The 23,317-nt window shown below is 55.9% G+C and carries 21 protein-coding genes; 14 read left to right on the plus strand and 7 right to left on the minus strand.

Annotated features, from left to right (window positions below):
- From traR to BSG19_RS23390, 3 genes are all read right to left on the minus strand, one after another.
- Complete coding sequence (gene traR, locus BSG19_RS23380) at positions 1-705, minus strand: autoinducer-binding transcriptional regulator TraR (protein WP_092990423.1); 705 nt, start codon at positions 703-705, stop codon at positions 1-3.
- Between the two features lie 185 nt (positions 706-890).
- Entirely contained in the window at positions 891-1,466 is a 576-nt protein-coding gene (locus BSG19_RS23385) for a LysE family translocator (RefSeq protein ID WP_092990424.1), read from the minus strand.
- Positions 1,467-1,533: 67 nt separating this feature from the next.
- Positions 1,534-2,409 carry a ribokinase gene (locus BSG19_RS23390; RefSeq protein WP_092990425.1) on the minus strand — a complete coding sequence of 292 codons (876 nt, stop codon included), beginning with the start codon at positions 2,407-2,409 and terminating at the stop codon, positions 1,534-1,536.
- A gap of 227 nt (positions 2,410-2,636) precedes the next feature.
- Between BSG19_RS23390 and BSG19_RS23395 the strand changes: the two genes are divergently transcribed.
- From BSG19_RS23395 to BSG19_RS23405, 3 genes are all read left to right on the plus strand, one after another.
- Complete coding sequence (locus tag BSG19_RS23395; RefSeq protein WP_092990426.1) at positions 2,637-3,461, plus strand: IclR family transcriptional regulator; 825 nt, start codon at positions 2,637-2,639, stop codon at positions 3,459-3,461.
- 479 nt (positions 3,462-3,940) lie between these two features.
- Positions 3,941-5,752, plus strand: a complete 1,812-nt coding sequence (locus BSG19_RS23400; RefSeq protein WP_170866088.1) for an FG-GAP repeat domain-containing protein — start codon at positions 3,941-3,943, stop codon at positions 5,750-5,752.
- On the plus strand, positions 5,749-6,555 hold the full coding sequence (locus tag BSG19_RS23405) for a shikimate dehydrogenase family protein (protein WP_244529403.1): 807 nt from the start codon (positions 5,749-5,751) through the stop codon (positions 6,553-6,555). The genes BSG19_RS23400 and BSG19_RS23405 overlap by 4 nt, the downstream gene beginning before the upstream one ends.
- Before the next feature lie 185 nt (positions 6,556-6,740).
- Here the strand turns inward: BSG19_RS23405 and BSG19_RS23410 are convergent, their stop codons facing one another.
- The 4 genes from BSG19_RS23410 to BSG19_RS23425 form a co-directional block, all read right to left on the minus strand.
- Positions 6,741-7,799 carry a Gfo/Idh/MocA family protein gene (locus tag BSG19_RS23410; protein WP_139274814.1) on the minus strand — a complete coding sequence of 353 codons (1,059 nt, stop codon included), beginning with the start codon at positions 7,797-7,799 and terminating at the stop codon, positions 6,741-6,743.
- A 429-nt stretch (positions 7,800-8,228) separates the two neighbouring features.
- Positions 8,229-9,773, minus strand: coding sequence for a carboxylesterase/lipase family protein (locus tag BSG19_RS23415; protein ID WP_092990429.1), 1,545 nt, complete (start codon positions 9,771-9,773; stop codon positions 8,229-8,231).
- 344 nt (positions 9,774-10,117) lie between these two features.
- Entirely contained in the window at positions 10,118-11,059 is a 942-nt protein-coding gene (locus BSG19_RS23420) for an SMP-30/gluconolactonase/LRE family protein (protein WP_092990430.1), read from the minus strand.
- A 36-nt stretch (positions 11,060-11,095) separates the two neighbouring features.
- The gene (locus tag BSG19_RS23425; protein ID WP_139274815.1) at positions 11,096-12,196 is read right to left on the minus strand and encodes a Gfo/Idh/MocA family protein; all 1,101 of its coding nucleotides are present in this window, start codon (positions 12,194-12,196) and stop codon (positions 11,096-11,098) included.
- 71 nt (positions 12,197-12,267) lie between these two features.
- Here BSG19_RS23425 and BSG19_RS23430 point away from each other — a divergent pair, with 71 nt between their 5' ends.
- From BSG19_RS23430 to BSG19_RS23480, 11 genes are all read left to right on the plus strand, one after another.
- Entirely contained in the window at positions 12,268-13,098 is an 831-nt protein-coding gene (locus tag BSG19_RS23430) for an IclR family transcriptional regulator (RefSeq protein ID WP_092990432.1), read from the plus strand.
- A 144-nt stretch (positions 13,099-13,242) separates the two neighbouring features.
- Positions 13,243-14,295 (plus strand): ABC transporter ATP-binding protein, encoded by a 1,053-nt coding sequence (gene ugpC, locus BSG19_RS23435; protein WP_092990433.1) that lies wholly within the window; start codon positions 13,243-13,245, stop codon positions 14,293-14,295.
- Positions 14,296-14,348: 53 nt separating this feature from the next.
- Positions 14,349-15,290 carry a carbohydrate ABC transporter permease gene (locus BSG19_RS23440; protein WP_092990434.1) on the plus strand — a complete coding sequence of 314 codons (942 nt, stop codon included), beginning with the start codon at positions 14,349-14,351 and terminating at the stop codon, positions 15,288-15,290.
- Between the two features lie 8 nt (positions 15,291-15,298).
- Positions 15,299-16,144 carry a carbohydrate ABC transporter permease gene (locus tag BSG19_RS23445; RefSeq protein ID WP_092990435.1) on the plus strand — a complete coding sequence of 282 codons (846 nt, stop codon included), beginning with the start codon at positions 15,299-15,301 and terminating at the stop codon, positions 16,142-16,144.
- 49 nt (positions 16,145-16,193) lie between these two features.
- The gene (locus BSG19_RS23450; protein ID WP_170866089.1) at positions 16,194-17,492 is read left to right on the plus strand and encodes an ABC transporter substrate-binding protein; all 1,299 of its coding nucleotides are present in this window, start codon (positions 16,194-16,196) and stop codon (positions 17,490-17,492) included.
- Positions 17,493-17,776: 284 nt separating this feature from the next.
- Complete coding sequence (locus tag BSG19_RS23455) at positions 17,777-18,796, plus strand: aldo/keto reductase (protein ID WP_210185413.1); 1,020 nt, start codon at positions 17,777-17,779, stop codon at positions 18,794-18,796.
- A gap of 128 nt (positions 18,797-18,924) precedes the next feature.
- Complete coding sequence (locus tag BSG19_RS23460) at positions 18,925-19,728, plus strand: sugar phosphate isomerase/epimerase family protein (protein ID WP_092990438.1); 804 nt, start codon at positions 18,925-18,927, stop codon at positions 19,726-19,728.
- A gap of 3 nt (positions 19,729-19,731) precedes the next feature.
- On the plus strand, positions 19,732-20,559 hold the full coding sequence (locus BSG19_RS23465) for a shikimate dehydrogenase family protein (protein WP_092990439.1): 828 nt from the start codon (positions 19,732-19,734) through the stop codon (positions 20,557-20,559).
- Between the two features lie 29 nt (positions 20,560-20,588).
- Positions 20,589-21,521, plus strand: a complete 933-nt coding sequence (locus BSG19_RS23470; RefSeq protein WP_092990440.1) for a dihydrodipicolinate synthase family protein — start codon at positions 20,589-20,591, stop codon at positions 21,519-21,521.
- Between the two features lie 84 nt (positions 21,522-21,605).
- A complete protein-coding gene (locus tag BSG19_RS23475) occupies positions 21,606-22,412 on the plus strand; it encodes a hypothetical protein (protein WP_092990441.1) in 807 nt (268 codons plus the stop codon).
- A 30-nt stretch (positions 22,413-22,442) separates the two neighbouring features.
- Entirely contained in the window at positions 22,443-23,267 is an 825-nt protein-coding gene (locus tag BSG19_RS23480; RefSeq protein WP_092990442.1) for a sugar phosphate isomerase/epimerase family protein, read from the plus strand.
- Positions 23,268-23,317: the final 50 nt, after the last annotated feature.

Raw genomic sequence — 23,317 nt, forward strand, 5'->3', positions numbered from 1 at the left:
TCAGATGAGTTTTGCGCGGATCGCCAGCGCGAGCAGATGATACATCGTGTGAATCTCGAGACGTTTCCTGGTCTCGTAGAGCTTGCTCTTGACCGAGTTGTATTTGACCCCTTCCAGATCGGCCGCCTCTTCCATGGTCTTGCCGACGGCAATCCATTTAAGGTAAGCGGCTTCCTTCGCATCGAGCCACGCCGGGGACTGTATGGTGGGTGTTAGTGGCAGGAGAGACATGCGGGCATGGAGTTGTCCGACGGCCGCTGCCGCCGCGATGGCGTCGATGTCACGATCGAGGTCAAGCACTGGTTTTTCCGAGGCCAGGGTAAACATCGACATCGATCCGTTGGCTGCCTTCACCGGGATGGTAATGCCGGAACGGATCCCGAAATCGGCGGCATTCGCATAGAACGCACGCTCGGCTTTCGAAAGTCGTTTGCCATCCAAGTCGTAACCCCATGCAAAAGCTTGTTTGACGGACTTGGCGCGTTTCACGACGGGGTCGACGGCCGCGAGTTTCTGCTCAAAATAGATCGACCGCCACTCGGGATGATAGTTCGAGACCGCAAGCGTATGGCCGGGCTGGATGTGAAGGTAAGCATAGCCGCCAAATCCCGCCTCGTCGGCGAGGTGACCAAGGGCTTGCTTGATAATGCTCTCGTCACCCTGGAGTGCGGTGATGTCGGTGAGCTTGTCCAGCCAGTGCTGCATTTTCTTACTCCGTTTTGGTGTTCAGATGGAACAGGTCACGAGAGCTCCTCGATGTTTATTATAGCATGTAATAAAAACAACCTTAGATTGCATAACATACCTTATGGAACTCGCTTCGGCCCGTAGCCGAAGCAGCCTGGTGACAGATCTTCCGATCCAGATTTGGACCCTATCTGCTGATGGCCTTAGGATCCAAAAAGACTTGCAGCAAGGGTGCAGGACACGATCGCGAGCCAACAGGAGGCAGTTCGTTGAAGTATCATCACACGAATATGGCTTCGCGCGCCGATTTGCGCTAATCTGCCGAAACCACCCCAGATTACAGCGGCAAAGCTCGCCAAGCCAAGAAAAATGACAAGCTTCATCAGGAAGTCCGGTGCATTTGGCTGCGGTAGAAGAACAAGCCCAAACACAACGGCTTTGGGGTTGAGCGTCGTCGTTACGAATACACGTCGAGCAGTTACACTGCGATCCAGGCCATCTTCGCTTACTGCGACCCAAAGCTTCATGGCAAGATACATAACCCAAATCGCTGCTGCGGTCTTCAGTACCAAAGCGCTTTCCGGCCATAGACTGATCAGTTCCCCCCCAAGCCACGTGAGGGGCAAGATCATTGTAAGGTAACCGAGCAGTTCAGCAGGAAGCAGTTTTGGAACGAGACAAAAACTGTTACGTGCCGACGCCAACCCCATCAACGTGTTTGTGGGGCCGGGACTTAACAGGAGAATGAAAACCGTTAAGATATACGCGGGGTAGCTCATTGCAGGCTCTCTTGTCAAAATCTTCGGTTACACCAGCTTGTATTCAAGCTGGTGCCATCGGCTTTTCTCAGGTCCAACTATCTGTCTCGTTGGTGTGAGGAATGCTGGACTGGCTTCCCGGACGCGAGCAAGCAATAGCAGCGGCCTTGGCAGCTCGTCGCATCGCTGCCTCGAGCGAGAGTCCTCGATCGAGGGCTGATGCGAGGACGCCTACAAAACAATCACCCGCTGCGGTCGTATCCACCGCATTCACGCGCAGCGCAGGGACCGTAACCCTCTCGCCATTGATAAAAGCTTCGGCCCCCTCTCCCCCCATGGTGCGTAAGACGCCGGTTTCGAGAGCGTCGGACAGGGATCTTGCGGTCGCCTCGCAACCAATCCAACGGGCAAGAGCTTCTGCCTCGTCTTCGTTGACGATTACGATGTCCACGAGCGATAAAAGGTCGCGATCAAGCTGGTGGGCCGGCGCCAGGTTGAGGATCGATTTTGCGGAATGATTGGAAACCCGTCTGATGAGATTTTCGATCTGAAGAGCGTCGTTCTCCATCTGCAGCAGGACGTAACTTGCGTTATTAAGCAACTCATCTTCAACGCCATCGGACTGGGCCGCCAGGTTGGCGCCTGCAGCAACTGCAATCATATTGCGCCCATCGGCATCGATCATAATTGCGGCAGAGCCGGTGGGCTTTTCTGATCGGGCCACACGGCTGATATCGACTTCGCGTTCCAAATTCTGAAGGGCGATCGGGGCCATCGCGTCGTTACCCACCGCCCCGATCATGACGACATCTGCGCCATCCCGTGCAGCTGCAAGAGCTTGGTTGGCTCCCTTCCCTCCAGCCTCCGTTCGGGATCCAAGGGCTAAGACCGTCTGACCTGCTTGAGGCATCTCGTCTACTAGGTAAATGAGATCAGCATTAATGGACCCAAACGTGACGATCATAGCTAAACCCCTATTAACTGATGGCGGGCAGTGTTAGCCACCACCGCGCACATTACGGTATCGGAATTGATTTATCTTTTAGAATCCATTTCTAATTATCTCAAGGGTAAAGAAGGCCACTGAACAGTTCGGTCTAACGAAGTCGCCGAGATCGCCAGCGAGAGGTTCTGGAAGCCTATTCCAAATTGGAAACAAAGATTGTAGGCTTGCTTAAAAGGAGATTATGTTTGACCGTTGCAGCCGTATCACGATGCCTAACGCTCTTAGAGGTTTTAGCTGGGGAAGCAGGATCAATCGAGTTATCCGACCTTGCCGGACGACTTGATATGCCAGCGAGCGCAGTCCATCGCCTTTTGACGACGCTGATTAGCCACGGTTGGGTTACTCAGGACGCTGCAAGCCAAAACTACGCCCTCTCTCTTCGGTTGAGCGCCTTGGCGTTCCGAAATCTCGACGCCCGTAACGTTCCGGACGTGGTCCAATCTGTCCTGAACAGGCTGGCTGCGGAAACGCAGGAATATTGCCGTCTAGCGATTCTGGAAGGCCAGGATTTGGTATGGGTAGCGCGTGCTCAAGGTGCGATAACCGGGCTTCGATATGATCCGGATATGGGACAAGAGATCGTTCTTCACGCGACGGCAAATGGCAAGGCATGGCTTTCGACTCTGCCTGAAGAACGCGCGCTGGAGATCGTCTATTCTCGCGGGTTTACCGCCAAACGGAAACTCGGTCCTAACTCCGCTCGGTCAATCGATGAACTCAGAGTGCGACTAAATGAAACCAGAGAGCGGGGTTTCGCAACCTCTGTCGAGGAAGGCGAGGCCGGTACCGCAGCAGTCGCAGTCCCCTTTCGAACGAGTTCTGACGCCGAAGCGCCGGTTGCCGGAACGATATCCGTTGCGGGACCACTGATGCGCATTACCGAAGATCGTTGGCCCGACTTGGTGAGTGCGCTCAAAAAGGCTGCGGGCGAGCTCAGCGATATCTGGCCTTTGCGCGTTCGTCAGCGAACCATGACGCCGCTGATCGTAACAACCGGCGCAGTCCGGTAGCATCGTTGCCGAGTACGCCAGCAAGATGAGAGACGCTGAACCTGGCAATGGCTGCCTACGGCATTTGCGATTTTCATGATCTGTCATCGCGCCTGCGATCCTGCGAGCCTTTCCGCCAAAGAAGCGGGTTCTCAACTTTGCTAGTGGCCCAAGCTAATCGGACAAATGCTCACCGATTGAGTTCGCTCTCTTTAGACTTCGCCATCCCCCCGCGCCTGTTGCCCCGACAGGCACCAACCAATTTTCCGCTGGATTTGAAAGGCACTTTCGTTTTAGAAATCATTTCCAATTCAATTTGCAAGTGGAGAGGGTTTGCGATGAGCGTAACAAGGTGGGAGGACGACGCCACGCTTTGGCATGGGCCAAACTATGGGTCGGAGACTTTGAAGTACCATCCAGACGTCAAATCGGCAGCGGTGGCAGGTCGGATCATTACGTGTGTCGAGATTGTCGACTGGAGTGGTACAGGTACAAAGGACATGCTGATTTCAGCATGGGACGCCTGCTACGATGGTCGTGTTTTTCTGCGCCGCCAGGTTGGTACCAATTCTGATGGCACACCAATTTTGGGCGAAGAAGAGCTGGTGGAAGGGGTCCGCGGTTACGTGACGGCGGTTAAGGATGGAGATCTCTTCCATCTCGTCTCCGCTTCACGGCTGCGCAAACAGATTTATGTGTTTCCCAACATCGGGAGAAAAGGCGCGCCGGAATTCGGCGAGCCCGTGCGCCTCGATCTCGACGCAGACTGGGTCAAGGGTAACGAATATTTCCATATGGCCCGGTTCCACGATATCGACGGCGACGGGGTCGCAGAACTTCTCGTCGGAAGCGACTACTGGAACGACTATTGGCCGAACGGTCTGGAATGGAACGACGAAGGTTATCGCGGCTATGACGACGCGGGCCGTTGGCTCGGCGGTCCGCTGCGTGGCTTCCTGTACGCATTCAAGAACTCAGGTACCCTCGCAGCCCCTGTGCTCGAAAAGGGTCATGCCCTCGTCGCCGGCGAAACCCCGCTTGAAGTTTATGGGCAGCTGGCGCCTGCTTTCGGCACGTTTGGAACTCGTCAGCAACACGTCGTTGCCGGCGAGTTCTGGAATATCCTGCATATTGCTCGGCAGCGCGAAGATGGAACCTTCGAGCCAACCAGTCTGGTGCGCAGTGTCGACGACACAGTGCTGGAACTCGAACACTGCATCCATCTTCCCTGCGTCGTCGATTGGGATGGCGACGGTCGCGAGGATATCCTTTATGGCGCCGAAGACGGCTATATCAGCTTTCTCAAGAACGTCGGCGATGGTGAGGATGGCCTCCCACGTTTTGAGCAACGCGGCCGCATCGAGACCACCAAGCCGTTGATCCACGCAGGTATCCTGCCAAGCCCGACAGCTTATGACTTCAGTGGCGATGGACACTACGATCTGGTCGTTGGTAACAGCACAGGCGAGCTTCTCTTTTACCAAAGCCGAGAGGAAGCCGGCACCATCTTTCTCGAAAAGGAAGTCATGCTGAAGGGTGGCGACACGCCGATCCGGATTGCAGCTGGCTTGACGGGGTCAATCCAGGGACCGTCGGAAAAAATGTTTGGCTATTCCTGCCCGACGCTTGCCGACTGGACCGGCAATGGCAGCATTGACATTTTGGTCAGCGACGTCACGGGCCGTCATCGGCTGTTCCGCAACACCGGTGAAAAGGTCCTGCCGCCACGCTTCGGTGAGGAGGAGTTTCTAACCTTCAACGGCAAGCCCTTGAAGACAGTCTGGCGGGTTCGACCGGCGGTCGTTGATTGGCTTAACGACAGCGACCTTCATTACATCGCCTTGGATGAGGACGGGGTGCTCAGTGACTGGAAGAAGGCGTCCGACACGGAACTTGTCGATAAACGCTTCCTCCGTTGGGAAGATGGCGAAGCAATGCGCTTTACGGTTGATGTCGGCGGAGGTCGCGGTCGCGTGAAGCTATGCTTCTGTGATTGGGAGGGCTCAGGTCGTACCGATCTGATTTTTGGGACCCATGCTCGCGCCTGCGTGCCGCCAGACCCAAAGACCGGCGCACCACGCAACACGACAAAGCAGGCAGGCTTGTTCTACTCCCGCAATGTCGGCACACCGGACGAGCCACGGTTTGCGTTGCCGATTCCAATCAAGCACCGTAACGAGACCATTCAGATGGCTATGCACGTGGCTTCCCCAGAAGTTGTCGATTGGGCTGGCCGTGGAAGCCTCGATATCGTCGTTGGGATCGAGGACGGCAGCATTGTCTGGCTGAAACGCGAGGAATTGTCGTGGTGAGCGGCGTCATCATTCGGGGTACGACAAAGCTGATTGGCATAATCGGCGATCCTATCGCCCAGGCTAAGTCGCCAGCTGCGGTCAATCCTCTTTTTGCGGCACGCGGTGCGGATATCGTGTCTGTTCCGCTCCACGTCCCCGCGAGAGACCTGGCTACGATATGGGCTGGGCTTAGGGCAATGCCGAACCTTGTCGGTTTCGGCATCACGCTACCTCATAAACAAACTGCGATCGATCTTTGCGACAGTCTCGATCCGGTGGCTGCCCGGGTCGGAGCCGTCAATTTCGTTCGGCGAGAACGCGACGGCAGTTTTCGAGGCTATCAATTCGACGGCAAGGGTTTTGTCCGCGGGCTTCAAACGAAAGGAATAGCGATTAACGGGCGCGACGCTCTCATCGTTGGCGCCGGCGGCGCTTCGGTCGCCATAGCCTTCGCGCTCATTGAAGCAGGTGCCAAGGGTATCACGGTGTCAAATCGAACAATTGAGAAAGCCAAGGCCCTGGCGGACTCGGTGAATGCTGCCTTCGGGAGAAACGTTGCAAGAGCAGGTAACGCTGAACCCGAAACAGGCCAGCTCGTCGTCAATGCCACATCACTCGGTCTTAACGAGACGGACGCCCTGCCGATTAATCCAGACCTCCTGCAGCCTGGCATGACATTAGCTGAAGTCATTGCTCAGCCGGAGACGACCAGGCTTCTCGCGCTTGCTGCCGAAAAGGGTGTGGAGACCCATTCCGGGATGCATATGATTACTGGCCAGGCCGACCTTACCGTTGACCATATTTGCGAGCTTTGGTCATAGCTGTCTAAACGACATATGATCGGCATGTCTGACCCGTCAGCATGCCGAACGGTAACCATCGAAGATCATATAGCTGACGCATACCCTCTCCGCGCACCGTCCTCGAAACCAAGATTCCGGATCAACACCTAGCTTCAGAGAGTGACCTACCCTAACGAACGTCGCTGCGTGCCGGCAGATCATCTCTAACCGCGCGAGACGGTGACGGGCAAGCCCGTCGTGGCTGCCTCATGAATAGACAGAGTTGCAACAAGGGTACGAAGTCCGTCCTCACCATCGATCAGTGGCGATTCCTCGCGTCGGATGACGCGACAAAAATGCTCAAGTTGCGCAATGTAAGCCTCGTTCTGTTGAGTAACCCGCGATTCACGCGAGATTGGCGATAGCCAGCCCGGCTTTGCCTGATTGACGTAGCGCCAGATCAATAGGTCTGGAAATTCGAGCGAGCCCCCCGATCCTAGGAAACGGAAAGCGTTTTCCCGTCCTTGGTAGATCAGTGGGTTCTCTCCGGTCGCCGAATCCCACGACCAGGGTGCGGGAGAGGCATCCGAGGCAGTGATAGTCCCAATCGCACCCCCGTCGAATTTGAGCATCGCAACCACGGTATCCTCGACCGAATTTCCGCGTCCCTTGTTGCTGACGATCGCGGAGACTGTTTCAATCTCGCCGCAGAGATGTCTTAGAAGGTCAATCTCATGAATGAGGTTGATCAACACGGGGCCGGCACCCTTTTCTTTCCGCCAGGACACGTCGAAGTATTCGTCCGGCTTTTTGACGGCCCAGAGAACGTTTACCGCAAGCAATCGCCCAATGTAGCCCTCGCTCAGAAGCCGTCGCGCCTCTTTTACCGCCGAGTTGTGGCGGCGATGATGCCCAACCAGGATCGGGGTATTATTTCGCTTGGCGAGGTCAACAAGCCTCTGTGCGTCAGAAACGGTGTCCGCTATTGGCTTTTCGATCAAAACCGCGACACCGCGCTCTAGCGCACGTCCAGCTGTCTCGAGATGCAGTTGCGTAGGCGTTGCAATGATGACGCCGTCTGGTTGGACGCGATCCAGCAGGTCCTCAACGTTAGCGAAGCTTGGGACACCGAGTTCAGCCCCGACTTTCGAGGCCACTGGACCCGGATCGCTTATACCGACCAGTTCGCAGCCTGCGTGAGAGGCACAGTATTTTGCATGACGATACCCAATCCAACCAACCCCGATAACAGCAATCCGGGGTTTAGCGATGCGATTGTTCACGTTCAAATTCCTCCCAACATGGCTTGTAGATAGTCGCGGAATGCTTTCGAGACCCGGTGATCACTGAATGGCTGAGACAGTGATCTCGGTTACGTTCCCAAGTCGCCAGTCAGAGCGTTTCGGATCACTTTTGGACAGGAAGGCGACTGATCAGTCCAAAGGCTTGATTTCACCAGACCTATGGCGGTTACGAGCCCGGCTTCCGGACAATGCCGGAGATGCACGCAAGGACTGTTTGCTGATAGTCTTCCCTTGAATTATGACCGGTAGGCGAAGCGCAAAAACAAGACACTTGGCCCGCATTTGTAATTGTCAGGAAATCCCGCTGCAGGACCTGCAAGGCGCTGACCCTGCAATTTACGAGGATCTAAAAGACGGCGGGCTGAAACCCGCCGTCGTCGATCGCACCCGTTGAAGGGTAGCCGGATCTCACTTGGCCTCGTCGCGCCACAGTGCGAGCTGGGCGTCTTGCCACTCTGATGTCTTGAAGTCTTCGTCGATCTCAAGATAATTGCGCGCTGCGGGAGTCCACTGCGGCCAAGCAGGAACCCCTGGTGCTGTAGGTTTTCCGGTCTTCACGAAATTAACCCACAGTGCGTGCATTGCTGTGGCACGCGCCTGGATCGCTGCATCGGGGACAATGTAACGCGCCCTCAAAGCCTCGACATTATCGAAAACGTAGGACATTTCCGCCCCGTGAAAAGCAAAGCCGGCGTTCTTGCCGCTGGGGGGTGCCCAAGTCCAGTAGTAGGCATAAGTCGATCCGCCCGCCGACGAATGGCCGTCGGCAATCATCCAGCTCGGTGCACCAAAAAGGCGGGTGGCTCCAAATCGCCGCTTCCATTGCTCTTCTGTCAGGCCAGGGTGAAAAGCCTTAAATCTTTCAAAGACCGGTCCCGAAGCGTCTTTCCCCAGCCCAGCAATCTCGTCGCGATTCCATCCGATGAGCAGCGACACGTTTTTGTTGACGCCTGACGCAATTGTCTGGCGGGGTCTTGCGGCTAGCAAATCCCCATCGACGAAAGGGGCATTCTGGAAACCTGGCACTTTGTCGACGAAATTCTCCACCGGTGCAGTCAGGATATCACGCCCCTGAATGCCTCTCTTCGCAAAGGCGGCCGCCACGACGTCGGCCGAAGCATACACTTCGTCTTTTGTAAGGACTGTGCCATCCCCGCCGCTTTGCGAAATGACCCCTCGATACAGTCCGGCAGTGGCCGGAGCGCCAAGCATAGCGCATACGTCGTATCCGCCTGCCGATTGACCTCCAATCGTTACGTGATCCGGGTCTCCGCCGAACGCGCTGATGTTTGCGCGCAACCATTGGAGGGCGGCGATCTGGTCCCAGACTGCATTGTTGCCGCTTCCTGCGTATTCCGGGCCAATCAGCTTGCCCAGTTCAAGGAAGCCGAGGATGCCAACACGATAGCCGACGGTGACGAAAACTACGCCATCGCGGGCAAAACTAGCGCCATCGACCCGATCCTCTAGTTGCCAACCAGAAGAATTACCGCCGCCATGAAAGAAAACATAGATGGGATGCGGCCCGGCTGTCGATGGTGCGGTGATGCTGAGTGTGAGGCAATCCTCGCTGACCTTGGTATCCGCTGGCGCATTACTATTTATCGCGTCCTGCAGCGCCTGGATCGGGGCCGCTGGGTTCTCAATAGCTTTGCGCGTTCCGCGCCATCCGGGATGCTGTGCGGGCCGCTTGAAACGAAGCGTGCCGATCGGCGGGGCCGCGTAAGGGATCCCTCGGAAATAGCGAATTCCATTCGCGGCGGCGACCCCTTCGAGCACGCCTTCCCGAACAGTGGCGAAGGTTGACGTGCCCTCAGGCACGGGTTCGACACTTTCCCTATAGCCGCCGGGATAATCGGTCTGTCCAGCCTGTGCCATTGCTTTGTGGACGATACCAGTGAAAAGGCCAGCCGCTGCCAGGCCCTTCATGAGTTCGCGTCGCTTGTACATCATTCCTCCTATGGTGCATTCACGAAAGAGAAGTTCGGTTCAGCCGTCGAACAGGTGGCAACGCCCTCAGGGCGTCAGCACGTCGTTCCAAAGCATCAAGTTCGCTGCAAGTAGGTCACTCCCGAGTCAATGATGGAACGGCGTTCCGTTAATGTAAACTGTTTTTTCAAGGACAGCGGGGAAGCGCGCTGCCTAATCCCACACGCAATGAAAATGAAGCGAGTATCGACCAGACCCCCGGTAAGGGCGCCAGACTGCAACCTACACAACCTGCCTCAAATTCTTTCCAGGTTTATCGATTAGCCGCAGCCAAGATGACTGTGGCGCTCTCTCGAGATAACCCAAGTTCAGGCTCGAATGTCTTTTCCCTGATTTTGCAGTCTTAGGCCCTGCTCCTGCCACCGAAGCAGACCGACCTGGCCAGTTAGCGACAGCGTGACGACGGCATGATGCAAGTTTTGGCCAATAAAACCGAGGTTTGTCGGGTAGATCTCCGGCATCCACACTTGGTCGAGCAACTCGCCACGCGGTGAGACCACTGTTATGCATCCGGATACTAACGTTGATATGCAGATGTTGCCGGAAGCCGTGACCTTCAGGCTGTCAAAGCGCTGGAACCCGCCAACGCCAATTACAAGCTCACCGCCATTTTGGCTTGGAAAAGGCTCCTTATGGAGGCTTCCTGGCTCAGCGATGGCGTAACTCCACAATCGTGCCGTCTCCATCTCTGCGACGTAGAGGGTCTTTAAATCTGGCGACAGACCAATTCCATTTGGTGTGAGAAGTGGGAATGCCACCTTCTTGATCAGACTGCCATCGGCTTTTCCGTAATAGACACCACCGTGGTCGCGCTGAAACTCCCGGACCCTACCCGTGTCAGTGAAATAAAAGCCACCCTGATCATCGAAAACGATATCATTAGGTCCGTTAAGTTGTCGGCCGTCGCACCGGTCATATAAGATTTTGACCTCACCCGTATCGACGTCCACCCTCTGGATCTTTCCACCGCTATAATCTGGAGGCAGCCCAACGGGCCGCAACCATCCACCCTCCTCGGCCCAAGAGAAGCCACCGTTGTTGCAAACGTAGAGCGCTCCATCCGGCCCTAACGCCATCCCGTTCGGGCCACCGCCGGTCTGGGCCAGTACTTCGTGTTTTCCCCCTCCGCTGATCCTAACGATGCGACCGGCCCCGATCTCGACAACGGCAATCGAACCGTCCGGAAGTTCGACCGGTCCTTCCGGAAAGCCGAGTCCCGTTGCAATTATCTCAATGTCGGTTTTCGTCATTTATCGCACCGATCATGAACGAAGTCGGCATGCGACTTAACTAGTCATTTCAACATCCTCAGGTGCTCCACCTCTTTCGGCAGATCGGTATCCGGCCTCAAGCACGGCGAGCGCGCGCTCCGCTTCTAGCAGACCTGCAACGGGACGAGTTCCGCTGGCTAGATCCGCCCAGCTCCGACGCAGGAAGACTGGGTAATATTCGTCGGTGTTGTACTCGATATCCACGGCAAACGCCTTCCCTTGTTCGGGCGACTTGGCGTAGAATTGATCGGCATACCCTCGAATATAGCGTTCACGATGAGAGAGCGAAAACGCAAAGTCTCGTTGATCATCGGCGGTCGAGGGGTACAAGTAGCCAGTCTCGATGACCCCTATTTGTCCCGCGGCAGTTTGGCAGGTGAACACTGCCTGTTCGTCGACAGTTACGTCAGGTCGGTAGATCCGAACCTCGCCTGCGACACGGATGATGGGGCTTTGCGTGAGTGTCGAGATCAAGTCGATGAAGTGAATGCCAACATTGAGCATCGATCCCCCCCCAGCGTGGTGCTTGTCGAGCATCCAAGCGCATCCATTCCGCTCGTAACGGGCAACCGACCCGACGATGAACCTGAAGGACAAATGTTGAAAGCCGTCCGGCGTTAACCCTGCGGCCGGTGATAAACGATCGGCCAATTCACTTACGCGTTGAATAAAAGGCACACTCACGTAAACGCCGCGTTGTTCGGCCAAAGTGCGTATACGACGAACCTCCTCCAAGTTAAGCCCGCATGGCTTTTCAATCAAAAACGGCGTACCCTTAACGATCAGTTGCTCAGCAAGTTCGGCCATGTCGGAGTGCCGGCTCAATACCAGCGCGAAGTCAAAATCTGCGTTCAGAAGCTCTTCATTGGAGCCGTAGAGTTTACAATTGAGCAGATTTGAAAAACGAGAGCCTGCAAACGCAGCGCTGTCTGATATTCCAACGACCTCGATTCCCGGATCTTTTAGCGCAGGGATGTAAAGTGGAAAGTGCCAATGGCTGACGTCGAAAACTGCGATCTTCATCCCAACTCCGTTTATTGCGGGTTCATCAAGCAAGGAGCCGGTGGCGGAAGTGTTGGCCAGCCGGACGCGGACTGACGTGTTGACCGCCGTCAAGCGGCTCCTTGTGAAACGCCCTCCACAATGCTATTGGAATAGCATTCCGACAAACCGAATATCGTGGTACCATGCGCCTTGTCAAATCTCTTCTAGACCGCTGCTTCGACGTCATTACGCTGTTGAGCGAGAACGCGAGTGGGCTCTCGCTTGGCGAGATCAGCCGTCGGCTGGATGTCCCAAAGAGCGCGGCGCATCGCCTACTCAATAGCCTATGTGACTTGGGCTGGGCGGAACAGGACCCCGAAAATGGGTTCTACCGACTTTCGTTGCGTCTCGCCGTGATGGGTCAGCGCCTACTGGCCGGAACACGCATTCCAGACATCTGCCAACCGATCCTAGACAGATTGGCAAGCAATACTAAGGGACTGGGCAGGATTGCGATCCTGGATCCTGATGGCTTGACGTGGATTTCCCACTCACAAGGGATGCGATCTGGCTTGATCTACCAGCCGGAACTCGTTGCAAAAGTCCCGTTGCATACGACTGCGAACGGAAAAGCCTGGCTCGCGACCCTGGATCGGGAGGAGGCGTTGGCAAGGGCAGTAGCGAGTGGACTGGGCCGCACAGATTTGGGGGGGCCGCGGGTTATCACTTCTAAGGCGACGTTTTCTGCAGCCTTGGATGAGACTGAAGAACGGGGATGGGCAACTGCAATCGAGGAAGCAGAAGCGGGTGTCGCTGCTGTTGCCGCTGTCATTCGCGTGGGCACGCAGCTTGTTGGAACGGTGAGCATCGCAGGACCGATCCACCACTTTTCGCCGCTTGTCCTTCCGCAATTGGCGGAACAGGTGAAGGCGACTGCGCAGGAACTCTCCGAACTTTGGCCCTATCGGATCGCATCGCCTACGCTGCAAACCGGCCTTTCGAAATCTTCGCAAGTTGTTGGTAACATTATCTAAAAATTTTTTCTAGTTTCTGGTGTCGCGGAGCAACACCAAGGCCTGTTGACACCCGCCTTTCTTAGTGGAATAACGTTCCGATAGCGATCGGGGAGATCGCGGTGGGTTGAGTGGCCGCGTCGGTGGCCGGTAGGAGGAAAATAGTTGGCCAATGTTGAGCTGAAGTCCGTTCGCAAAGCCTACGGCGCCGTAAGCGTCCTTCATGGTGTGTCTGTCGATATCCAGGAAGGGGAATTTGTAACCCTCGTCGGACCCTCGGGTTGTGGAAAATCGACCCTATTGCGGATGATCGCGGGCCTGGAAAATATTACTGGCGGCGAAATCCAGATCGGGGGTCGCACCGTCAACGACATCCCGCCGAAGGCTAGGGATATCGCCATGGTCTTCCAAAGTTACGCCCTCTATCCGCATATGACAGTTGCGGAAAATATGGGATTTTCGCTGAAGCTCAAAAAGGCTCCGCGCGAAGAACGAGAGACCCGCGTTCAACGCGCTGCAGAGATCCTCAGTCTCACGAAGCTTCTTGATCGCTACCCTCGCGAACTCTCGGGCGGCCAGCGCCAGCGCGTGGCGATGGGTCGCGCAATTGTCCGCAATCCGCAAGTTTTCCTATTCGACGAGCCGCTTTCTAACCTTGACGCAAAATTGCGAGTGCAAATGCGTGCCGAGATTAAGGAATTGCATCAGCGGCTTAAAACCACGACCGTGTATGTTACCCACGATCAGGTCGAGGCGATGACAATGGCCGATAAGATCGTCGTCATGCACGACGGTTATGTTGAGCAAGTCGGTGCGCCGCTTGAACTGTATGATTACCCTGCCAACGTATTTGTAGCTGGATTTATCGGATCTCCATCGATGAACTTCCTCAACGGCCGAGTAGAGGAAGGCCGGTTCGTTCTCGAGGACGGACACAGGCTTCCTCTGCCTGCGGGCGTCGCCGATACGTCGGAAAAGGTGATCTACGGCGTGCGTCCTGAGCATCTCGCGATCAGTGACGAGGGGCTGCCTCTCACCGTGACAGTCGTCGAACCGACCGGCTCCGAGACCCAGATCATCGCTCGGCATGGCACGCAAACCATCGTCTGCATATTCCGAGATCGCGTTCTTCCGAAAGTTGGAGAGACCATCACCGTGGCTCCGGATCTTTCACGCGTTCACCTCTTCAGCGAGAGCACTGGCAGGCGCTTGTCTTAACGACGCGCCGCCGCCTCCCACTCTTCCTGATACGGACACAGGGGAATAATCGAATGTCGATACCACCGCTGCAAGTCAGCACCAATCAAGGCGCGGCGCACCTGGCGAGCGACGTCGTGGACGCCACTGACAACCCGAACCGCTTTAGCTGGTCTCCCTTTCTCTGGTTTACACCCGCGATCCTGATCCTTTTTCTTGTCACGCTCTATCCGACAATCTTTGTGATCTGGTTGAGCTTCCAGAAAACGAAATACTATGAGCTCGTCGGCTTTACCGGTCTCGCAAATTACGTCGAAGTGCTGCGCTCATCCGAGTTCTGGGACACGACGATAATTTCTCTGACCTACGTTGGAGGGTCGCTGGCCGGCGCGATAGTCCTTGGCATGGCCTCGGCACTGGTTTTGAACCGCGCGGGCGTCACTGGCTCTACGCTGCGGGTGTTCATTCTTTTCCCTTGGACGCTGTCCATGTCTGTCGTTGGCAGCATCTGGCTCTGGCTCCTCAACCCCTCGTTTGGGCCGGTTCCCTACGTGATCCAGAAGCTGGGTATCGATCCCGGCCTGATGCTAGGGGATCCAGGCATGGCATTGCCCCTCATCATCATCGTCACGGCTTGGTGGTCATTTCCCTATGTCATGGTGATGGCGACAGCAGCCATGCAGTCCATTCCGAAGGAACTCTACGAAGCTGTAGAGATTGATGGAGGCGGCGCGTTCGTGAAGTTCCGTTACGTCACACTCACGGAGATCCTCCCCACCTTGGGAAGCACCGCGCTTACGCTTTCGATCATGTACCTGACCTTGATGACGCTGATCATTGTCATGACTGGCGGTGGACCACTGGGGTCGACCACCACACTTAGTTTCGAAGCTTTCCGTGGAACCGTTCAGGCGGTCAATATTGGGCCAACTGCAGTTGTTTCGATTGTCGTCCTTATCATCAATGTCGCCCTTGGTGCTCTTTACAGCCGGCTGACCGGCCGCGCTACCGGATAGGATCAGATATGAGTAACGCTCTCTCGAACCGATCGAACGGTCAAATACCCGCGATCCTGGGGTCTCTGCTTGTTGCGATTATCGTTCTCGGGCCAGTGCTTTGGGCCTTTGCGACATCTTTTAAGACGGAAGTGGAAGCGGTTGTCATTCCGCCTACTATTTGGCCGACGGCGCCAACCTTGGAAAATTACACAAAGGTCTTCCAGGATCCTTCTTTCCTCAACGACCTTTGGAACTCCGTTGCCTACTCCGTTGGCGCCGTGATCATAGCTCTCCTCGTTGGAATTCCAGGAGGATACGCCGCAGCCCGCTTTTCTTTCAAAGGCAAACGGACGTTGATGCTCGTTATTCTCGGGACCTCTATGGTGCCGGGCGTGGCGTTGCTGGTTCCCACCTACTATCTGCTGGAAAAGGTTGGGTTGCTGAACAGCGGAATCGTGGTGACGATCATCCTTTCAGCGCGAATTATCCCGCAAACGGTCTGGTTCATCGCCAACTTTGTTGAAGCCGTTCCAGTCGAGATCGAAGACTCCGCTATGATCGATGGCGCGTCTCGTTTCCAAATCATTTGGGAGCTGATCTTACCGCTCATTCGTCCTGGCCTCGCAGCTGTCGCGACAATAGGTATCGTGACCACCTGGAACGACTATATCACGGTGGCGGTCTTTGCGCCCGAGGTCGCAAAACGGACCTTGCAGGTCGCCCTCGTCAACCAGGTCTTCGACGCTGTCGGTATTTCCTGGTCTTACATGTTGGCCTTCGTGATGGTCGCATCATCACCGGTGATCTTCATGTTTGGCTTCGTCCAAAAGTGGTTCATCTCGGGCCTGACGGCCGGCGCTGTAAAAGGCTGATGACCTACAGAAACATCCACACACCATGTTCAACCTGGGAGGAAGACGTATGCATACCATTTTAAAACGGAAACTCATAAAATCATCCGCAGCGCTGGCGATCGGGACCGCCATCTTTGCTTTCGTTACACCACAAGCCTTCGCCGAAAGCACGAAGATCGTCTACCAGACGTACCTGGATCCGAACAATTCGAAAGACCCACGTTCGGCTGCCCAGACCAAAATGATTGACGCGTTTCAGTCGAAGAACCCTGACATCAAGATCGAGGTGCTTGTCGATTCAACCGGAGCCACTGCATCCCGTGCGATCAAGTCGGGCAGCCAGACACCTGACGTGATCCGCGTAACCGGACAGGGCGTCGCAGAATTTGCCGCCACTGGAAATCTTCTTCAACTCGACGATTTGGTGAAGAAGGATGGCATTCCCGAGGACGACTTTCTCCTACCCCTTTCGAACGCACGACTGGGGGGAAAGCTGTTCGTAATCCCTCAAGATTTTCGTATTCCGATCCTCTTCTATCGCAAGAGCATGTTTGAGAAAGCCGGCGTCAAGCCGCCGACGACATGGGATGAAGTCTGTGCGATGGGCGCCAAGTTCGGGCAATCGGACGTCATCCCATTTGCCGTTCCACTGGGAGCCACCGGCGGCCTTGGTGGCGCTCAGGCTCTTGGAGAATTTCTCTTGAGCACGATGCTGCCTGAACAGGGTGGTCAATACTTCACCTCTGAAGGCAAGATCGCGTTCTCAAAGGAGTCGTTCATCAAGGCGGCAGAGACGATCAAAGGCTTTTACACGACGTGTAAAGTGACGCCACTACGCAGCGCACAGATGGGCTTCAATGAATTACATGACGCGCTGCGGTCCGGTGGTGCAGCGTCAGCCGTGTTCGGACTCTACCGCTACAAGACGGTTCAGAGCCAACTCGGTGGTGATGATCTTGCCTGGGCTCCGGCGCCTGCTTATTCGGCAAACGATAAACAGACGGTCTACAGCTATAATATTGGGATCAACAAGAAATCCGCCGATCAAGAAGCTGCCTGGACCTTCGTAAAATACATGGTGTCCCCGGAGGCACAGGCTCTTGCAGCCGAGGGTGGGGAAGTCGTATCGCGTAAGTCAGCGTACAGCGCGCCATACTTTCAAAGTGAAGCCGGTAAAGACCAGAAGAAATGGTCTGAACTGGTCATCCAGCGCGGTCAGACTATGACTTACACCCCCATCATCACAAACTATCACACCATCCTGGGCGAAGCTTTCCAAAGAATGGTCCTGAAGGACGGATCGCCGGCAGATGCTTACGACGAACTGATCAAACGATATGACGCAGCACTCGCAAAGGCGCAGTAGCTAGCCTCCTTGAAACGAGAGTGGATGGCGGGTCACCGCCATCCAGCTCCCAACCGACAACGCAATCCACGGTCGCCGTCGGAACCTCGATGCTGATTTTTGTGTTTTGGGCGGCCTCAGTCTCGCTCAACGGCGGCTGAAATGCCGATTGGTACTGCTGTGCCATACGCTCTCACATGTCGTGCGCAAACCCTGGTCCAGGGAAATTACATTCAGACTGATGAAAGGCATCCGCCATGAGATATCGATATCTTGGAAGAACCGGAGTTCAGGTCAGCGAGTACATGCTGGGCACGATGAGCTACGGAGCTGATGGAAATACTGACGAGAAGGAATGCATCCAGATTTTGCACAGCGCGCTCGATCGAGGCATCAACTTTATCGACACGGCTGACACTTATTCCCATGGTGAATCCGAAGAGATCGTCGGCAAAGCGATTGCCGGTCGTCGAGACAAAGTGGTGCTTGCGACCAAGTTTCGTTTGACGGCTGGTGAAGGACGCAACGAACAAGGCGCGTCACGCTACTGGATCATGAAACAGGTCGAGAACAGCCTGCGGAGGTTGAACACCGATCATATCGATCTTTACCAGATGCACCGGCCCGACCTTCAGACCGATCTTGAAGAAACACTCGGTGCTCTCAACGATCTCGTGGCCCAGGGCAAGGTTCGCTATATCGGCTGTTCGACGATGCCCAGCTGGTATCTTGCAGAGACGCAGTCCGTAAGTCGTTTAAACAAGACAGCGCGGTTTATCAACGAAAGCTCGCCCTACTCGATTTTTCAACGAGCCGTGGAGAGAGAGACCCTCCCCGCCGTTCAACACTACGGCATGGGGTTCACCGCCTGGAGCCCGATGAATGGCGGCTGGTTGACCGGAAAGTACAAGGCCGACGTCTCGGTACCAGCGGGATCCAGAGCCGAGCGAGTCCAGGGACAGTGGGGACAGCATTACCCAATCCTACAAACTCGCTTCGATATGCAGCGGGAGGGGAACCGGCGCAAACTGGAACTGCTTCCAAAACTTGAGAGCATTGCGACAGAGGCCGGCGTGTCTCTGATGCACATGGCTCAAGCGTTCCCACTGGCGCACGCCGCTGTGACATCTGTGATCCTTGGCCCCCGCACGCTCGAGCAGTTCAAGAGCATGGAAGCGGGATTTGAGACAGTCCTTCAGTCCGCAACGCTCGACCAGATTGATGCGCTTGTTCCGCCAGGATCGCTCATCGAAGAAGCCGACCGTGGTTATGTTTCTCCGTGGCTAGCGCCAGAGGTTCGTCGTTATCTGGGGAAGGCTGCCTGACGAAACGCCGAATGCGATCGGGCTTTGGTGGCAGATAAGCCGTCTGTCTGCCAATCGACCACGCGCCCTGACGCCGTTCCCGCGACCTAGCATGGTCACAACCATCATTTTCAAACCAAGAGGGGCCGATGACGAACATTGTCTTCAACCACGCCACAGTGCGGGAGAGAGCAGATATGTTGACCTATCTTCGTCTCTGCTCGGAGCGAGGGCTCAAAGCCGTTTCCATATGGGGAGACGAGATCGCCAAGGTTGGCGAAAACGACGCTCTTTCTGTCTTGCAAGATTTTGGAATGAGGGTCTCGGGATACAATCGTGTTGGGCCGTTAAATGATTATCAATCCGACCTGGCAGAGGCGGAACTCGAGCGCGCGGCGAAGTTCGAGGCTGACCACGTCTTCCTATTCACGGGTGGCTTGCGAGACAATGAAAAGGATTTGGCGTCAGCAAGACGAAGAATTGAAGATACAGTTGGCAAGGTCCTCGACAGCGCACGCAAGATCGGCGTGAAGCTGGCCATTGAGCCACTCCATCCCATGGTCGCGGGCGACCGCAGCGTCATCTCAAGCCTCTCCCACTCAAATTCTATCTGCGACGCGCTGGGACCGGGCATCGGAGTAGTCGTCGACGTCTATCACTGCTGGTGGGATGAGCGACTGCCAGTCGAAATCGCCCGTGCAGGCGAAGCCGGCCGGCTCTTCGGGTTTCACGTCAATGACTGGCTCATCCCAACCCGGCATGTCCTGACAGATCGGGGCATGATGGGCGACGGGATCATCGACCTGCGCGGCATCCACTCGATGATGAAACGAGCCGGATACGATGGAGCGGTCGAGGTGGAAATCTTCTCGACCGACTGGTGGTCTCGCGACCCGGCGCAGGTGATGGATATCGCCATCGATCGCTGCCGGAACCTGTTCAGCGTGGATTAAATCATGCGAGTGAATATTCCCAACCTCGACGGCAACTCGCGTGTCTATGCTGTCTTCGGCGACCCGATACATCAGGTTCAAACGCCGCGACTGATAAACCCGATCTTCGCGGCCGCCGGGGTCAACATCTACGCAGTGCCATTCCTGATAACCGCTGAACGTTTCGCGGCGGCGTGGGAGATATTTTCTGCCATACCCAATCTCTGCGGTATCAGCACGACGATCCCTCATAAGGTCGCAGCGGCCAAGAGGTGTTCAACGCTTACGCCAACTGCGAAGGCCGTGGGAGCCGTCAACTGCGTGCAGCGAGGAGAGGACGGACAGATGCACGGCGCGCTTTTTGATGGTGTAGGCTTTATTGAAGGTCTTGGAGAGGCGAAATCGCGACTGCTCGGCGCTCGTGTGCTGATTATCGGAGCAGGTGGAGCTGGCCGCGCGATCGCGTTTGCCCTCGCTGAGGAAGGTGTTGCCAAGATCGAGCTGATGGATCTGTCAGCTGAATCTGTCGTCTTCACTGCGGGTATGGTCAACACTTTGCGTGGTGAAGAATGCGCGGTTGCGGTCGATGGGTCGGCAGGGTGGGACTACGATATCGTCGTCAATGCATCGCCGATCGGCGTCAAGGGTGACAGCAAATTCCCTATGCCGGCTTCCGCGATCCGGCCCGAGATGCTCGTCGCTGATATCGCCAGCTTAAGTGAGGAAACCGCACTATTACGCGCCGCCAAGGCGGCCGGCGCAACGGTGTCTGACGGCAATGACATGCTGCTTGCGCAGATCCGCCTGATGGCGGGGTTTGCCGCAGGTTTGCCGGCAGGAACGGCACTTTGACAACCAGGGAAACAGAGAAAGAGTATATCATGAAAATCCAAGCCCAGGGTATCGTCCCGGTTATGCTTACCCCGTTCACGCCGGATAATCGGATCGATTGGGAGGGTCTGGAGCGACTTGTCGAATGGTATATCGCCAATGGCGCCGACACCCTCTTTGCCGTTTGCCAATCGAGCGAGATGCAGAAGCTATCGCTGGAAGAGCGGGTCGAACTTTCGAAAAACGTCGTCTCGTTGGCTGCCGGACGCGTGCGGGTGATCTCGTCGGGACACATCAGCGACGGCCGCGATGACCAGCGCGCCGAACTGGTGGCGATGGCCGATACAGGCATCGATGCGCTTGTCCTGGTCAGCAACAGGCTCGACACAAAGAATGAGGGGACGGAAGCATTTCGCTCAAGCCTCGACGCCATCTTGAGCTGGCTCCCGAGCGATTTGGCCCTCGGTCTATACGAATGCCCGGCTCCTTATCGCCGTCTTCTGAGCGATGACGAGTTCAAGCTGTGCCGCGACACCGGCCGCTTCGTAACACTGAAAGACGTTTCCTGCGATCTCGAAACCGTCAAGCGACGCGTCGCGCTCTCCGGCGATTCCGGCTTTGCCATTGTTAACGCCAATGCGGCCATTGCCGCCGCCGCTATTCGCGCGGGCTCGAAGGGGTTCTCTGGTGTTTTCACCAACATCCATCCCGACCTCTACGCCTGGCTTTACAAACACGCGTCTGAAGATAGCGATCTGCGCCGCGAACTCGAAATCTTTCTTGCGCTCGCAGCGATGGCTGAACCGATGGGATATCCGGGTCTTGCAAAAGTCTGGCACAAGCGGCTCGGCACATTTGACAGCATTCATTCTCGCGTCACGGATTATGACATTGCCGAGCGGCACTGGGCAGTCATGGATCTTCTGGACCATATCCAGCAGGGAACGCAGAGTTTTCGCGAGCGGATCAAGCAGGCGTCCTAAGGGTAGTGCCCGGCGCATCTTGCTCTCAGCAGCATGTGTCGCCGGGCACGCCTTCGTTCAAGGCACTGGCCATCGAACGATCGGATGCCTTCATCAGCCGCCGTCGAAATGACCAAGAGAGACATGACCTCTATGCCAGCTACTCCCGAGATCAATGCATCGGCTCAACAGCTATACAGCCTCCGCTGTGACGGAAGCCAGATACCAACCGCCCAGCTTGTATCAGTACCCTCAACGCTTGAAGATGCCATCGTAGTACAGAGCCAGTTGTCGAAGCTCGAAGGAGCAGACCTCCACGCCTGGAAAGTGGCAAAATCGCCCAGCGGCGACCCCGTCGCCGCTCCGCTTCATCCCTATCTGGATAATCTTCCACGTGCGGTGCTTTCGTGGCGGAGGGGTATGAAAATCGAGGTAGAAATCGCTGTTGAGCTCAGCCAGGATTTGCCTGTTCGCAAGGACACTTCCTATGAAAGAGCCGACATCGAGGCCGCGATTTCCAACGCTTACCTGGGCGCTGAACTGGTTTGGAGCGGCATCTCGGAAGGCGGTAGCATCTCTTTCCCCGCCTTCATGGCAGATCGCCTGGGAAACCTGGGGTATGTGCGGGGGCCAGCCCTACCTCTAGCAGTCCTCCAGCCCGGCTCGAGCACCTCTTTGAAGCTTTGGCTCAACGGCCAAATCGCCTTCGACGCGGCCGGACAACACCCAACCAAAGACCCACTCACCTGGCTCTGGGATTACGCCAACAATCACTCAAGGCCTTCAACGGCGCTGAGAGCAGGCTCGATCATCACGACGGGTAGCCTCTGCGGTGCAATCGAAGTTGCCGGGCCGGGCGATGTATCAGTTCAACTAGGCAACGACGACGACATGCACTTCGCCTTGTCGTAGGCCGACCCAACATGCCCTGAGGAATCCAACATGACGCAGCCGAACGCTCCTTATACGGTCAACACCTATTCCTACACGAGCCGTTACACCGCTCTGGATTGCTTAAATCATCTTTCTGATTTGGGGTTTTCCAGCTTTGAGATGATGCTTATGCCGAGCCATTTCTGGCCCAGCACCTCTACAGCAGGGGAACGCAAGGCGATCGGAAGGCTTCTGGAAGAGCGAAAAATTCGCATCGAAACCCTTAACCAGCCAAATCTCGATCTCAATCTTGCAGCCGTTACGCCCGAATGCCGCGACTATTCTTGCGCCGTTGTTGCGTCTGCGCTGGAACTGGCGGCTGACTGGGGCGCATTCGGGGTCGTCGTCAACCCAGGAAAGTCAAATCCGGTTTTCCCGACGAGTATCGAAAAACTTACCGAAGGTTTCAAATACTCTCTCGATACCTTGGTGCCACGCGCAGCAGAACTGCAAGTGAAGCTGATCGTTAAGAACCACCCACTGTCATGGCTATACAAGGGAGCCGACCTGTTGGCCTTTTTCGACCGTTACGGATGGGCGAATATCGGGCTGGGTTATGACGTTGCAAACGCGGCCTTTGGACGCGACCCGGCAGTAGAGGCGATTTCTCTGATCAAGGAGCACCTCTCAGCGATCTACCTCGCGGATACGCCGCTGAGCGATTTTCGTCACGATCCAGTCGGAGGCGGTGAAGTGTCGTTCGAGCCCGTCGCCGACGCCTTGAGGCGCATAGGTTATTCCGGACCCTCGATTTTTGAGGTCGTTTCAGCCGAACCTGACAGAGCACTTCTGGAAAGCGCATACTATCTCAACAGGCTTCGCTGGCCCGGGTGATCGCAACCGTATCTGCCGGAACCCGCATCTTTGACAGTCGTGGTGACCGC

It is taken from the genome of Rhizobium sp. NFR03 (genome assembly GCF_900111275.1).
Taxonomy (GTDB): Bacteria; Pseudomonadota; Alphaproteobacteria; order Rhizobiales; family Rhizobiaceae; genus Ferranicluibacter.

Bases quoted from the DNA above. Each gene is read 5' to 3' on its own strand.
- BSG19_RS23420 (WP_092990430.1), bottom strand. From the start codon at position 11,059: ATGACGAAAACCGACATTGAGATAATTGCAACGGGACTCGGCTTTCCG.
- BSG19_RS23440 (WP_092990434.1), top strand. From the start codon at position 14,349: ATGTCGATACCACCGCTGCAAGTCAGCACCAATCAAGGCGCGGCGCAC.
- BSG19_RS23450 (WP_170866089.1), top strand. From the start codon at position 16,194: ATGCATACCATTTTAAAACGGAAACTCATAAAATCATCCGCAGCGCTG.
- BSG19_RS23400 (WP_170866088.1), top strand. From the start codon at position 3,941: ATGCTGATTTCAGCATGGGACGCCTGCTACGATGGTCGTGTTTTTCTG.
- BSG19_RS23415 (WP_092990429.1), bottom strand. From the start codon at position 9,773: ATGATGTACAAGCGACGCGAACTCATGAAGGGCCTGGCAGCGGCTGGC.
- BSG19_RS23465 (WP_092990439.1), top strand. From the start codon at position 19,732: ATGCGAGTGAATATTCCCAACCTCGACGGCAACTCGCGTGTCTATGCT.
- BSG19_RS23390 (WP_092990425.1), bottom strand. From the start codon at position 2,409: ATGATCGTCACGTTTGGGTCCATTAATGCTGATCTCATTTACCTAGTA.
- BSG19_RS23475 (WP_092990441.1), top strand. From the start codon at position 21,606: ATGCCTTCATCAGCCGCCGTCGAAATGACCAAGAGAGACATGACCTCT.
- BSG19_RS23455 (WP_210185413.1), top strand. From the start codon at position 17,777: ATGCTGGGCACGATGAGCTACGGAGCTGATGGAAATACTGACGAGAAG.
- BSG19_RS23460 (WP_092990438.1), top strand. From the start codon at position 18,925: ATGACGAACATTGTCTTCAACCACGCCACAGTGCGGGAGAGAGCAGAT.
- BSG19_RS23430 (WP_092990432.1), top strand. From the start codon at position 12,268: ATGCGCCTTGTCAAATCTCTTCTAGACCGCTGCTTCGACGTCATTACG.
- BSG19_RS23445 (WP_092990435.1), top strand. From the start codon at position 15,299: ATGAGTAACGCTCTCTCGAACCGATCGAACGGTCAAATACCCGCGATC.
- traR (WP_092990423.1), bottom strand. From the start codon at position 705: ATGCAGCACTGGCTGGACAAGCTCACCGACATCACCGCACTCCAGGGT.
- BSG19_RS23385 (WP_092990424.1), bottom strand. From the start codon at position 1,466: ATGAGCTACCCCGCGTATATCTTAACGGTTTTCATTCTCCTGTTAAGT.
- BSG19_RS23470 (WP_092990440.1), top strand. From the start codon at position 20,589: ATGAAAATCCAAGCCCAGGGTATCGTCCCGGTTATGCTTACCCCGTTC.
- BSG19_RS23480 (WP_092990442.1), top strand. From the start codon at position 22,443: ATGACGCAGCCGAACGCTCCTTATACGGTCAACACCTATTCCTACACG.